5 protein-coding genes and 1 pseudogene are annotated in these 15,311 nt (G+C 48.0%); all 6 read left to right on the top strand.

Features of this window, described 5'->3' with window-relative positions; all coding sequences use genetic code 11:
- Window positions 1-29: 29 nt before the first annotated feature.
- Window positions 30-298, top strand: a pseudogene (locus On2M_RS15290) (transposase); the annotation flags it as partial.
- 874 nt (window positions 299-1,172) lie between these two features.
- Window positions 1,173-2,357: an AVAST type 1 anti-phage system MBL fold metallo-hydrolase Avs1a gene (avs1a, locus tag On2M_RS15285; RefSeq protein ID WP_247604996.1), complete on the top strand. Its 1,185-nt coding sequence runs from the start codon at window positions 1,173-1,175 to the stop codon at window positions 2,355-2,357.
- Window positions 2,354-8,095, top strand: coding sequence for a serine protease (locus On2M_RS15280; RefSeq protein ID WP_210905080.1), 5,742 nt, complete (start codon window positions 2,354-2,356; stop codon window positions 8,093-8,095). The genes avs1a and On2M_RS15280 overlap by 4 nt, the downstream gene beginning before the upstream one ends.
- An 18-nt stretch (window positions 8,096-8,113) precedes the next feature.
- On the top strand, window positions 8,114-8,371 hold the full coding sequence (avs1c, locus tag On2M_RS15275; protein ID WP_138828530.1) for an AVAST type 1 anti-phage system protein Avs1c: 258 nt from the start codon (window positions 8,114-8,116) through the stop codon (window positions 8,369-8,371).
- Between the two features lie 225 nt (window positions 8,372-8,596).
- Entirely contained in the window at window positions 8,597-13,549 is a 4,953-nt protein-coding gene (locus On2M_RS15270) for an AAA domain-containing protein (protein WP_210905252.1), read from the top strand.
- On the top strand, window positions 13,546-14,973 hold the full coding sequence (locus tag On2M_RS15265) for a hypothetical protein (RefSeq protein ID WP_210905079.1): 1,428 nt from the start codon (window positions 13,546-13,548) through the stop codon (window positions 14,971-14,973). Before On2M_RS15270 ends, On2M_RS15265 begins: the two co-directional genes overlap by 4 nt.
- Window positions 14,974-15,311 lie beyond the last annotated feature (338 nt).

The raw sequence follows: 15,311 nt of genomic DNA, 5'->3' as shown, positions 1-15,311 counted from the left end.
CATCTGGAATTTAAGGAAGGTGCCCCTAAATAACAGAGTACGGTTATTCCTTTGCCGAAGGAACTGACCGTCTGGGTGTTTCTGCCCATAGCCTTTACAAGTGGCTATGGGCTATCAAATCTGATAACAGTGAACATCATGCCAAGGATTTACTTGAAGCCAAAAGCGAGATCCTGAAACTACGGGCGCAGCTAAAATGCACGGAAGAAGTACGGGATATCCTGTAAAAGGCCGCACGGTACTACTTTGTAAGGGAGCCAGGCTGAAGTACTGGTTTATCAATGAGCACCGCACTGTATGACGATGTGTCGGGTATTTCATGTCGTTATATTCACGGAGTTATAATGTTACAATGTGAAGCAGGATAATTGCGCAGCCAATTTTTAAGGCGAGTGAAAAATGCAACTCATTTTACGATACTGATGATGTTAAAAATAACTCTTATTCTTACGAGCAAGGGGTTGGGAAAGTATTCTATTTTAAAGATGGAAATGGCAAGTTAATTGAAAAATGATATTGTAAATCTCTCAACTTCTGAAATAATTAATCATCCTTAAAGCTGGCCAATAGTACGCCCCACTCTCAAACTTCAGATTGAGTTGCTAAAAAGAGATATCAAAAGCATAATTTCCCTTAGCAAAGAAGAACGAGATAAACAAATCGAAGCGGTTAATGAGATTATCAGGTCAATAAAAGGACAAATTAATACTTATATATACTAATGATATAAGTGACTATAGAGCGAAAGAACTGACGGCAAATTGCTAGTAGGAGCCTGTTATTTGCATAGTCGAGGTCCGGCAAGAGTTCACAGGCAATGTGGTATCTCAGGTATCTCAGGTATCTCAGGTATCTCAGGTATCTCAGGTATCTCAGGTATCTCAGGTATCTCAGGTATCTCAGGTATCTCAGGTATCTCAGGGGCACTTTAGTCGATAGCCCTTCACCTGTCCGTCTGTCAATATAGATGCTTTTGCGCGGAGCATACGGATGACGGCTATTGTCCACAGTACATTGTTTGCTTAACGTAATAGGGGTAGAAAAATAATGATCTGATAAATGAATTGAAAAAGAAAGAAGATATTAAAATGTCGTATTAAAGGCCTGTTTTCTCGGTGTGCTGAAACAGTCGCTAGGCTTTAAATGCTGGATAATAATGACAGGAAATGACGATGTTGAATATAAGGATGTATCCTGCCCGGAATGGTGATGCGTTTTTGCTTTGTGCAGATAGAGCCACGTTGCTTATTGATGGCGGGTATAGTTCAACGTTTGACAACTATATTGTCGACGATCTACGGCAACTGGCTTCAGAGGGGCAAGCCCTTGAACTGGTGATTAATACACATATTGATGCCGATCATATTGGTGGCATCCTTCGCTTTCTATCTATTAACGGCGCAGCGGCACGTCCTGAAATTATCCAGATTAAACGCATCTGGCATAACAGTTTACGCAGCCTAACGGCCCCGCAGACTGAGCCGGTTGAGCATAATAATGAAATTATTTTAAACACCCTTACTCAACGTGGTTATTTGACCCCCAATGAAGAGGAGCAGGGCGCCAAGGCTATCAGTGCCCGGCAGGGCAATACGCTCGCCTCTCTCATTCATGACGGGCAATATGACTGGAATGAAGGCGACGGATTACGCCGTATCTCAGTTGAGTCTATGCCTGGAATCAACTTGCCTGGCGGGCGCGTTATTGTACTGACGCCTTCGAATACGGCGCTGGATACACTACTGGTGTTTTGGCAAAAGAGCCTGAGGCGCTTTGGATTTAAGGGTGAGGTGGGGGCTGATACACTGGCTGAAGATGCCTTTGAATGCGGTGTGTCACACCTGCAGGAGGCAGTTGGGAAACCACCTTCGCTAATTTCAGCAGGTCGTCCCAAGCAGCTTGGCGAAGTTTACCGACCTGACACCTCTGTGACGAATGCCAGCTCCATTGCGACGCTTGTTGAACTTGATGGTTGTCGCATTTTAATGCTGGCCGATGCCCCTGCAGAAGACATCGTTCATCAGTTGAAAATCTTGCAAGCTGAGGGCTGTTCCCTGCTATTTGATGCAATCAAGATCTCTCATCATGGTAGTTGCAATAATACAAATCCTGAACTGCTGGGACTTGTTGATGCACCGGTGTATTTTATTTCATCCGACGGCAGTCGACACCAGCATCCAGATGTAGAGGTGTTGACGGCCATCGTTGACAGGCCTGCCACTTTTTCCCGCACCCTTTACTTTAACTACAGAACCCCGTCTTCAGACTACTTACAACATTATACGACGATTACTGGGGCACCTTTTAACGTAGAAGCAGGCACGTCCTGCTGGATTGAGATTGGAAAACGCCAATGATGCTGGATTCGGAAGTCAGGCTTGCCACCTGTAGAATTGTTTGCGGGAAAGATACAGGAACCGGCTGGTTAATATCACAGGATAAAGTGCTGACGGCGCGACACTGCGTTGAGAATGCCCTTTTTAATCAAGCGCCCGTGTCTCTGGCATTTAGGCAGTCAGACACACAGGTGGAACTGAAGGCCACAGTACTGGATGAAGATGAAAACACGGACGTCTGTCTGCTATTGCTTGATGCACCACAGGATCTGACCCCTTTACGACTGAGTGAAACGCGCCCGTTACCGGGGAGCCCCTTTTATGCCTATGGCTGGCCTCAGAGTAAACTGGGCATCGGGCATCGCGTGGAAGGAACGATCGCGCAGATCCTCGCCGAGCCGCTGCTCGGCATGGATATAGAAATAGCCATAGAGCAGAATGCGGTACTTCCCCGCTATGAAGGGCTATCTGGTGCGGCACTTATCACCGGGGGGAACTGTACGGGGATTTTGCGGGTTTCCATTGAGAATACGGTGGGCGTCATTTCAGTTGCAGAGATGGCAGCGTTTCTGCGGCGTAACAACCTGCTTCCGGCACCCGTTACACCGACGGAGAGTTATGAGAATACCAGTGTGGCACAGCGGGTTGAATTCCGGCATAGTTTTGAGCGCATTATTACCTTAAAACGCGGGGGATATCTATTTCTGAAGGGCGCGCACGGTATAGGCAAATCGACGTTTTGTGCAAAGTTTACGCCTAAAGACCCGACGATTGAGCATTTTGGAACCTATAGCTTTAACACAGGTCGTGACGGCGTAAATGCAGTTCAGCAGGCTCAACCTGAGACCTTCGTTAACTGGTTAAGTATGCAGGTTTCCCTATTCCTAACGCGGGAACCCGGGCGGCTTATCAAAGGGGACTACTCCGTACTCATCAATGAAACCGGACAACTGCTGACGCGCCTAGGTGAAGAGTATGCCCGCCGCAACAAGACAGGAGTGCTCTTCATCGATGGACTTGATGAGGTTGATAAGTACGATGAGGCCCTGCTTAATCGGTTTACAGCCCTGTTCCCCCTGCAGCTCAGTGAAGGCTTGGTAGTGATCTTTTCTGCCCCGGGCTATACCCGTTATTCAGCACAACTGGGTGTCAGGGTATCGCCTGCGGACTGCTGCACACTGCCAGCTCTGACTCAGGCATCAGCGCGGGAATACTGCAGACAGTCGCTCAAAGAAGTACCATCGCATGGGATGATCAGGGTTATCTGTGATCTTGCGCAGGGGCATCCTCTGTATCTTCGCTATCTGATCGACCTGGCTAATGCGGGAAAAGCAGAGGAAGAGCTTGCTCAGTTGCCGCTCATCGACGGACGTATCCGAAATTATTATGAAATGCTGTGGGTTAGCCTGCAAAACAACCCGCTAGTGGTTAATCTTCTGGCGATTATCGTGCGTTTACGCTGGGGCATTTCACATGCACAGCTCACCGAAATGCTCAGTCCTGAAGAGCTGAGCGTCCTAGTCAGCACACTTGAACGCATCAGCCACCTTCTGATGACCCCCGGTGAGACAACCATTTATCACGCCTCATTTGCTGATTTTTTGGCAGAAAAGACTGCTCTACGTGAAGCCGATATTCAGCAGCGGCTGTCTGCTTACTGTGAAAGCCACCCTGACACCAGGTATGGCCTTCTGAATCTTATGTATCACAGCCTGCGCTGCGACCCGACCCGGCAGGTGTGGGCAATCAGCCGCTGCGATCAGCACTGGGCTGACCGCTGTGTTACCGAGGGAGTTAATCCGGCGTTACTTCTTGGCGATGTTCGGGAAACGCTGAATGCCGCATTGGCAAGCGGCAGTCTGACGGATACCGTACGCCTTCTTCTGTTATCACACCGGCTGAGCTTTCGTTACAACACCCTTTTTGCGCAATCTGCTTTACTCACAGCCAGGGCATTGATCCGGATTGGCCATCCTCAGGAAGCGTTGCAACACGTTATTCGTTTCGGGCGGCTCAGTCTACCAGTGCCACAAGCCCTGCAGGTGGCGTTTGACCTGATTTGTGCGGATAACGACAGCGATGCTCTTGCGCTTCTCAGTCTGGCGGATGACTGGGCGGAGGAGCAGCTGGCGGAGGTAAAAACCGGTCTTTCTTATCCGGAATTTTTACAGCTTTATGATATGCGTATGAATATCTACTTTCTCAAAGGGCTGGCCGGAGACAGGCGTGCGGAAGAAGATTTAAAGCAATTTCAGCTTTACTGGATGAACGTGATTGAGCAGGTCTGTGAGGATGAGGAGACGGCCAGGGGGCTTCGCGGTCAGATGTGTGCCTCATTCTTTGCAGGCATGCTGTTTTTCCATGGACGTTATATTTCGCTTGCGAAACTGAGTGAGAATTTCAAGGGGCCCCTGCAGGGAGTCACGCAATCGTTTGTGATAACGTTCATGTATTACCATTTTCTCTGTGAGGAGTTTCAGGTCAGTATTGATTCAGAGCTGCTGAACCAGCTCTTTAAAGACCTGACAACGCTGAGCTGTCTGGAACATGAATCTCCTGTGTACGTAGATCCCCGGACACTTGATGCTATGATCTCGTCTGGTGCCCCTGCGCAAATGATAAGAAATTTTCAGGGGGATACATCAGTACCACTGCAACCGGTACGTTTCATTGGTGATGATAATGTGTCAGCGAATGATGTGTCGTTCCTAGAGGTGATGGCTAAACATAAAATTCAGGCATTTTGCGATCCGTCGTATGTCTGTCCTGTACCCGTTGCGCTGACAGCAACTGGCTGGATCGTAGGCATGGAGGAATTGTGTAGGATGGTGGCATGGTGTGAGGGGGCGGCAGGACGTTTTCATTTAGAGGGAAATGAAGCAGCCCTTGGGTCAGTGTGGACTGTCATTGAAAAGCAGGTGCTGAACAGCCTGACATTTCCGTTATCAGACCGTGTGGACTGGCATGATGCCTATGCTCTTCCTGAAGCTATTGTACCACAGCTTTATGAACGCTTGGCACTCCTGATATCGTCTGTGTTCCCCTCCCGACTGGACGTTTTTCTAGCCTTTATTGAGCAGCATTTCCCCCTTCAGTTTGGGCTGTATTCGGAAGGGTTTCGCACCACGTTATTAAAGATTCTAACACACCTGAGCCTGGCGGTGGTGGACGGTGGCATTCAGGACCGCCTTTATGATCTGACCTTTTGCTGGTATGAGTTTGTGCTAGGCAATCTGCAGAATCGTCATGAACTTGTGCCAGAACTGTTGCACCTGGTTTCATTATTTGTCCGGCTGGGTGCGGGTGAAAATGCACGGCAGGCTTATCAGCAGGTGCTAGCATTCTCAATGGGACCCGACTGGTATAAAGAGGATCAGTTTGGTCTGATGATAACGGCGCTAAGGGCAATGAGTAAGGAGGGCACGATCCCTCAGGGCTTACTCGCCCGTATTGCTTGTCTACTAGATATGGCTGGCGGTGAGATGACTTTTCAGCGTTACGTGCGATATGCGCGCCGCGATTTCGCTGCGGCGTTATGGCAGCGCGGTAATTTCACCCAAGCGGCCGCGTATTTTATGTGTCAAACATACGGTACGACAGCTCAGCTTTATGCAGAATCTACGCAAGGCGACATCGATCGTGTGTCATTACTGAAAGGAACGCGTTTTCCCGGGGGCGCCCTGGACGAACAGGATGTGATCCTGAACATGGTGCGTTTCGCCGTCCCGATGTGTGACTGGGCGTTATGCTGGGCATTGCTTGAGACCTACCATTTTGGAGATGCGCGTCATCTTGATAATTATGCAGATGCCTATGCTCAGATGATGATCAGCATGCAGGACAGTCAGGATGCCATGGCGATGATCTCACAACGGCTCACGCTTATTCTTGAAGCTGAACTGATGCCTGAGAACCGGCAGCTGTTTCTGAAATCCCTGCGAAGCGCCCTTCCTGCGGCACTCAGAGATAAAACCGATTTTCTGAACGTTTACCTTTCAGATAACGACAGCTCATCAGCACAGCAGAGCGAGCCACCTGTAAACGTCGTGGAAACGCAGCATGCCCCACCTGATGTTTTTGTAAGGGCATCGCTTGCGCTTGATGAGGCCGAAAGGCAATTGCGCAGACGTAACACGTCTCAAGCGAAGAACAAGGCCATCAATGCGCTTGAGATGTTACAGCTGGAGGGATGGTCGGTATGGAGCGACCTATCAGAGGAGCGTAGCCGCGCAGGTGCCATACTGCTGAAAAGCACGGATTCGGTTTCAGAGATTGTGACGTTGAGTAGGACGTTAATTTCTGCAGCGCAGCATACGGAGAGCTGGCGTATCGCTGACAAGCTGATTGAATGGTTGTCCCCTGCAGCGGATGAGACAGTACAGACTGAGTTGGCTGAGTTTTCGTTATCACACATAGAGATCTTAACCGGCATGCCGGTTGCCGCCATCGAACGGTATAATTTTCTTAACAGGAAAGAGGATCAGCATCCGTCTTATGCGCTTACCCGTCTGCTTCTGCATGCTGTTGATCACCCTGTCTGGATGCGCAGTGAGAAAGCTGCAGGTATGTTGCTGTGGCTGCTGCAGCATTATCCCCATTACGTATCCGACGTTGGGCCTCTGGCATTTTCAATGGTTTCACTAAATCATCCGGATGTGCTGTGCGGGGTACTCGATAAGCTATCTCAGGATGATCCTGAGTCTTTATGGACTTTGCTGTCAGCGCATCTAGATGTGGCAGAGGCAAAAAAAACCTGCTGTCATGCTGGCCGGATCGCCACATTAAGGCAAATTGCCGGAAGGGCTGCATCCATGGGGAATGCAAGTGCCGCCGAGGCGGTTGCGTTATTACATAACGGAGAAAAATGTCAGCCCTTGCAGGAAAAAACCGCACCGCAGAGCGCGGAGTGTCCTGAATGGGCCGGGGTAATTGCTTTTCAGTGGCGTCAGTTAGCGGATGCAGGGCTGGTTGACGGTAATCTATCGGAGAGGGCATTTGCTGTACTTAGTGAGCAGTGTCATCCCTTCGGGTGGGAAACCGTCCAAGAACTTGAGGAACTCCTGGCGACGGGCATGAGCGGAAGTACGGCCTGGAACGGCCGATGGGAGGCAAAAATTCGCTTTGCAGTACTGGTTGCACTTTTGCCCGTTATGGACGATGAACAGTGTCTTCAGGCCGAGGCCATCTTTCGTATTTATAATCCTGAACCGACTAACACATTCAGGCTTCCGCATTTTTCATCGCCGGGTAAGCAGTGGTTCAACCAGCTGATACGGCGGGATGCAAACATTTCACCTGTTATTGGCAGCCATCTCTATCTCGACTTTTACGAGAGGCGGAACATTAACGGTACGTTTGTTTTGCTGAGGCTGACGGCTTATTTTTACCGGGAGGGGCAAGACTCGCCCGGTTTATCCGGACGTTTCCCCGCAACTGCTCTCGCCACATCGGTGCCAGCAGGCGAATTTGACACCTGTGTAAATGTCCAGGCGACACCTGCATATTTTGGCAGTTTCACGCCTGCAATTCCTTCCCCAGGGCTGGTAACGCTCACCAGAGCGGCTGAGCATAATTTTAAACGAGCCAGCTGGCGAAACGGACGTGATGCTGAGAGTCAGGGAGGTTCGCCCCTAGAAGAAGGGTGCTATTTATCCATTAAGCGGGACGCGCTCAGGCTCCCGCCTGGAATAAGGATTGTATGGGTTTTTGAATTCAACAACGAACCGATTGCCGCTTATGAATACCGCTGGGCGCATTGAAAATTCACTAGGAAGAATATGAATATACCGTTAACTCGAAGTGAATTCGAGCATCGACTTCATCTGCTTGAGAATCATTCAAAAACGGGGCGGCTCATGCTGGTTGAGGGGGTATCTGGTGAGAGTTTGCTTAAAGTCAGGCGACTGCCAAACGGCCGGATTGATTTTCTCTCCGTGGATGAAACTGCCCGTCTTCAAGCGAATATGATGGAATGGGTGAAGTCAATTCCCATGCCGAACATGCCGAACATGCCGAACGATGAGGGCACTCCCTAAACATAAGTGTTGAGTTAATCCTGGTAGAGCAGTTTAACGGAGCCACGCCATCCCGGTGTTGTCCGATAAATTCTTCCTTACGCATAATGAGCAGGATAAACGTATAGAACACCATAATATGCAGAGCCATAAACATCTAAATCTGCAATATTGACCGTAATAAATGGCCTGACTTTTTAATCAAATTTAGACTGAAATCTAAGGGGAATTCCATTGGAAGTAGAAATGTGGGATGGTGGCTTACAAGAGCAGGAAGTGTTGGCTATCGAGAAAATAAAGGCTGCTTTTTCAGTCAACGTATCTAAGCCAGATAAGCCTGTCCGTGGCGGTTCAATTAGTGAGCAGCTACAAAGCTATGGTTTTACCGACAATGGAATGTTCCCCTGGAAAGGTTATGCAGGTTTTCGATTTGTTGAGGCAAAAAAAGAGGGTGAATTCGATTTAGTTATTGTCACACACTGCAACGTGATCATTGTTGAACTGAAAGATTGGAACCATCAGCCTGTAACCGCGCGCGGAGATACTTGGTATAAGGGTGACAAGAGCATGGGGCGCTCGCCCGTAAGCGTGACCCGTGGCAAAAAATTCATGCTAGACAACAAACTCAAGCGTCTGGCAAACCGTTTTACGAACAAAGGCTATACCCCGATTGTTCATTTCTTTGTTGTGATGACCGGCAATGCGGACTTCAGCGCGCTGCCGGAGGAACAACTTCACCATACGATCTCGTTAAAAGAATTCCTGAAATTTGCCGATCGCCGGACATTCAATAACTACTTCAAACCGCACCGAGGTTCCGAAGTTCTTAACAAGGATTTTCCTCTTTTTGATAATCTGTTCCTGGGGCCTCAGACGGCGCCAAAAGCCCTGAGAGTTAATGGCTACGAGGCTAAGGATATGATTTTCGAACACCCTAAAAAGGTGTATCGCGAATATTTGGCAAAATCTGAGATATCAGCGAACAGCGAAGCGCTACTCAGAGTGTGGAATTTTAAGAATATCGCGGGAACGAAAGCGAATACCCCGGAAGGAAGAGCTCAGATCGTTTCACGTGAGCGCGAAGTGTTACAGCACATCAATCACCAGAACCGTGACCTGTATAACCACTGTCTCAGATCTCTGACGAGTTTCCAGAAAGACGAGGTCACGGCCGAGTACAGCGAAGTCTATGAACTTCCGCCTGGCCATGTCCGGTTTAATGAGTTTATCGGAAAATATGGTAAGGCCTTTTCTGATATGGATCGCTTGAACGTGGTGAAACTGCTCATTGCGAAGTTTAGTGATCTCCATGAGATGAAAATTGCGCACAGGGATATAGCCGATCACAGCCTGTGGATTTCACCTTCAAAAGAAGTTGCTCTTTCGAACTTTATTTCGGCTTACCACCGGCCAGCCGGAACGGTCGGTGATTACCGTAAGCTTTTATCCGTAGGTGCAATCGAGGTAAAAGACATGCTTGATGAGGGCGAGCTTACGCCTTTTCAGCAGGATGTTCATGCCCTGGGACTTGTGGCTTGGCATTTATTAAGCGGTACGCGCATGTCGCCAAAGAGTCTGGAGAAAGTACAGGACAGTATGCTAAACAGCCAACACTGGTATTCATATGTATTACTGGATGCCGTTGCTGCAAAATTTACTTCCGCGACAGAATTTTTTGATGCCCTGAAACAAGCCGAACCTGCTGGCAAGGCTATCCCAACATTTGATGATACTGAGCTTGATCCATACCGGCATGCTATCAATCACTCTCGTCAGTACCGGGAAGACGGTGACTTTCTGGTCGAAACGTCCGACAAGGAAGTCTATATCTCGGGTGGAAGACTCGTGAAGGCATGGCTGAACGTTGGGGGGCAGGGAGACGAGCCGTCAATTAACTTCCAGGTTCTGAAGTTTTTAAAGCAGGTTGAGCAGCTTTCTTTAGTTAAACCAACGTATCTTCCCGAAATTCGTGAATTCGGTATCGCATCAAAATCATCAAGTCTCTATATGGTCACGGATCAGGTACATGGAGAAACTTGGGATAAAATGCTGGTCCTCGATGAGGAAAAAATCGATCTTATTGGTAAGTTCGTTGCCGCCGTTGAGCACTTACACGGTCTGGGTGTTTCTCACGGGGATATCCATCCTGGCAATGTGATGCTTGGGACACAGAGTCGTTCGCTTTTCCTCATCGATATCCCCGATTTTTCACCATCCGGTGATGAACCTAAAAACCACAGCTACAGCCCTGAATATATCGATAATTGTACTTCCTTTGAACGCGACAACTATGCAGTGATGAAAATGTCCTGCGAGTTGTTAGGTTTGTCATGGGGGCAGGAATCAGATATTCATCAGACTATTGCGAATGCCATCCGAACTGAGCTGGAAGACTTGGTTTTTGGGTTTAAGGATTTAGGACGGTTTAAAAAAGCGATAGACAGTAATAACTTGGCGTCAGAACAAGCCCTGATAGAGATAACAGCAGGAAACGCCGATGAGATAATCTCTGTCCTACCTGATAACGGGCATCTGTATGTGAAAGTTGAGCCAAATCCTAAAGTGCAAGCTGAAGTAAAAGTGACTTTCACAGGGATAGGTGGCAGTTTCACTGCTGTGTTCCACAAAGAGCAGAAAACGCTGATTCATGGATTCAGGCCATGGGCTCGCACATCCATTCGTAAGCAAGATATTGATGAAAGTCAGTTCGAAATTGCTACCGGTATCAGGATTACCCCTGGCAGTCCGCAGGATATGTCGGCGTTGACAGTTTTACTTAATGAAGAAGAATCTTTTGGGCGGGCAATCGAATTGATTGCCGCGTCTGAAGACGTTCAGGAACAGGATCCGCTTACGCTTCAGCTAAAAGATGCCTTTGCAAGACTGGATAAGCAGGCTCTTGAGCCTGCTTTAAAAGAAGTGCTGGAAATCCCGACGGTGAAGCTTTGGCGCGCCATTCTTGATACTGAAACTGAATCCTACCCAAACATTGAAGTCAGCGGAGAGGTGGTCCCGGTTGCAGATGCTCATGGAGAGCTACTTCTCCCTTACTCTGCAGATGTTGATCCTCTTGGCGCATTCAGAAATGGTGATGAGGTCGAAGCCTTGCAGGTCGATCAGGAAGGTGTTGAGCGATTTATAGGTGAGGTGTCACTCAAGAAGTCAGAGCTCAAAGAGATCCGTCTGAGCAAAGTGCGTTCAGCAGCCTACAGGCTGAAGGATTCTGATACTGTCTTCTTCCGTACAAAGCAGGATCGGGCGTCTTATCAGAAACGTAAACGTGCGCTTGAACGTCTCCTCGATCGAGAAAGTGTACTGCCTGACTTAATTGACCTGTTCGACCCATCCTGCAAACAGGTGGCTCAAAATTATGGTATCACTCTCAGTGATGCAGATTTTGCCAGATACGACCGTGAAGACCAGCACGGAAACAAGATCAGTCTGAATGAGCAGCAAAGAAAGGCGTTTAACAAACTGGTCAATAATGGCCCTCTTTCTCTGCTTCAGGGGCCGCCAGGGACCGGTAAAACCGAGTTCATCGCGGCCTTTGTCCACTACCTGATCGAGAAACAGAATACCAAACGCATTTTACTGGTTAGTCAGTCACACGAGGCAGTTAATACAGCGGCTGAGCGTATCAGAAAACACTGTTCCCGGCTTGGTACAGAGTTGGACGTTGTTAGGTTCAGCAACCGAGAAGGGGCCGTTTCCCCTGGTCTGAAAGATGTGTATTCAAACGCAATCACAACGGAGAAGCGCGAACTGTTCAATGCTGAAATTAAGTACCGTGTTGAAGCGTTGAGTGAAGCTATTGGCCTAGAATCGGGATTTATTTCGGGTGTTGTACTTGCTGAGCTCAGGTTGTTCAGGCAAATCGATCACCTTGAGAAATTGCTCTACCAAGTGAACGATTTAACGGATTCAAAAGAGATTGGTGAACTGAAAGATATTGCCGTCGAACTCGATTATTCCATTCGCTTTAGGCTAAGTCAGGAATATGGGATTAACCTAGACAAAGGCGCGAAAGTCTCTGCAGCAAAAGATATTCTGATTTCCCGGCTGTGTACGGAGTATGGAGTCAGACCTGATGAGGCAAGACGAGTAAAGGCGTTAGCTAAAATATCCCGTGATATGCAGGATGCTATGTCGGGAGAGCGAGTGAACTTGGACGAGTTTTATTCGCGGTCCAGGCAGTTAGTGGCTGGCACATGCGTAGGTATTGGACAGGGGCACATTGGCATTCAGGAGAATATCTACGACTGGGTGATCATTGATGAGGCGGCGCGTTCGATTGCAAGCGAGCTGGCCATTGCTATGCAGTCGGCCCGACGTGTCCTGTTGGTGGGTGACCACCTGCAGCTTCCCCCATTGTACTCGGATGCTCACAAGGCGGCATTAGCGAGGAAGCTGGGTATCAATAACTCCCGCACTGAAATTGACGAAGTATTACGAAGTGACTTTGCCCGTGCCTTCAACTCTGCTTATGGTGCGCAAGCAAGTGCAGCTCTGCTGACCCAGTATCGTATGGCTCCACCGATTGGTGATCTCGTATCGAAGACGTTCTATGACAGGAAGCTTCTGAATGGAGAACGGGCAATTCCGGATGTCTATCGGCAAGCACCAGAAGCGTTATGTAGCGTCGTAACCTGGCTTGATACTGCTAATCTCGGCCACCGGGCACATCATCTTGAAGATCGCGGAACAAGCATTTACAACCGATGTGAAGCTGACGAGATTATTTCAGTTCTTAAACAGGTGTCAGAGAATGAAGAATTTGTCGCTCAACTTTCAAAGCTCGTTAACAAAGATGAAGCCGCTATCGGCGTGATATGTATGTATGCCGAACAAAAGCGGCTGCTCCGTCAGAAATTCAATCAGGAAATATGGAGCGAGGGATTTAAGGACATTGTTAAAATTGACACTGTTGACAGTTATCAGGGCAAGGAAAACCGGATCATCATCTTGTCACTGACGCGTTCGGATAAGCAGCATAGCCCAGGTTTTTTACGCGCTCCAAACCGTATAAATGTTGCGATGTCACGCGCAATGGATCGACTGTTGATTGTGGGTAATGCCGATATCTGGAAGGGAAACAATAAAGAACTGCCATTAGGCTCCGTTGTAAGTTATATGGCTGAACGAGGTCAGGAAGCTGGATACAGATTCCTCTCCGCTCAGCAGGGAGGCAAAAAGAAATGATATCTGATAATAAAGTAACCTATCACGAGGTTGACTTCCTGCTGCCCGCACAGAGGTTTAACATTCAGTTTTCCTATGTTTCCCAGAAGGGGCTACCATTCATCCGGGAGTTTGTGCTGAGACTCGTTCATGTAGCCTCGATGAGCAAAGCTCAAATAGCAACCTATTTTGGCCTGACCCATCGTGAGACAGAGGAGGCGATTTCCGATCTTGTGCAGCGTGGTGAATTGACGCTCTCCTCAGACGGTAGAATGGCCTTAACCGACAAATCAAACGGCTATTTTTCAGAGGTTGGCGAGATACCGCACCTTTCAACTATCCAAGACAGTGGAGGCACCTTATCCTTTGATTTAGCCACATTTAGCTGCTTCAGCAACCAGACTTTCCAGGACCACTGGAGGGGAGGGTTAACATTAAAGGTTGATGACATCAACATTTCTCAAAGTGAGAAACTGGTTGAGAAGCACTTTCAGTACCAGTTTAATCAAATCCTGGATAAAGGTTATCTGTCTCACCTACAGGTTCAAGGCGGAAAAGAACAACCCTCTATCTATACTGTAAATTCTGTTAATAAGCTGCGGCAAATACCGCTCCGTTTAACAACGGAATTTAAAATGGATAACGATGGTAAGGCTGTCGAGCGTGAAGACTATGAACAGTTAAACAGTTCGGAATGTGTTCATGAGTTAATGGCTGTTGAGATAGCTAGGTTATCCCGGCATAACAACACCATGAGTATTTTTAAGGCCATGGTATCCATTAACGATGATCTTACGCTTAAGCTGTTTGACTCTAAAACGAATCAGCTTAACCCATCATTTATCAAGGATATGCAGGCACTTGAAGAATACTCAGACTCAGGCAGGACGACTTTTTTAGGCCCGGTTTATTCTAAAGACAACTGGGAAACGCTGCAGAAAGCTCTGGCACCGGTGCTCAATCAGCGTATCAGAGACAAAACCGATTATGGCGGTAGCCCGTTCGTTTGGGTAGCTCCATCAGATCCCTACTGGTCAAAGAGCGCCCGATTTATCTCAAGCCTGAGCGATTTTCTTAACAGGTCGGCTACGAAGGATAAGCGACTGTATAAACCGGTGCTATACGTACCCGTCCAGGATGCGACTGATGTCCGGGTTGCAAGGCAGTGGAAGCATGAACTTGGGCAATTCCACGCGCACGCTAAAGGGCTAGTTGAAGGACTGTTAGATGGTAATGTTGAGATTCTTCATCTTGAGGATGAGTTATCTGCCGTTATCTATCATATTTCTCAACCAGAAACGCTGCCTGTGACTATGCCATTGGGCTTCATTACAACGAACAAAGATGCGGTTAAGATTATTGGTGCGCTCATTACTGAATATGTCAAAAGCACCTCTGGTTTTGATAAGCCTCATGACTGTGGCGCAATTTCAGCAATGGTTTAGAAATTGTGGCTGACTGATTTAAAAGGGCAATTAATTGCCCTTTTGTTGGTAAGTGTGAAGTAACTGTAGCCTGTGAATCAGGTGCTCGTATCCATAGGTCAGGGTTCCGTCTAAACCAAATGAAACTCTATTCCTGTTAAACTTAGTCGTCGCCGACCTATCCCATAAATCAGCGCTTACGCAGCAGGTGGCTGTAAAAGCATAAATTCTGGACACAGAAATCACGCTTATGGGGTAAAGGCCGGTGTGTAAGGTTTAATTCAGTAGCCGTTTTGAACTCCTGCCGCAAAACCTACCTCAACCGCCATTTTGGTCAATTCCCTGAAAGCAAATGGGTA

It is taken from the genome of Citrobacter sp. On2M, assembly GCF_018035235.1.
Classification (GTDB): Bacteria; Pseudomonadota; Gammaproteobacteria; order Enterobacterales; family Enterobacteriaceae; genus Citrobacter; species Citrobacter meridianamericanus.
Note: the sequence above shows the minus strand (reverse complement) of the source record. Positions and strands in the feature narration are given on the sequence as shown.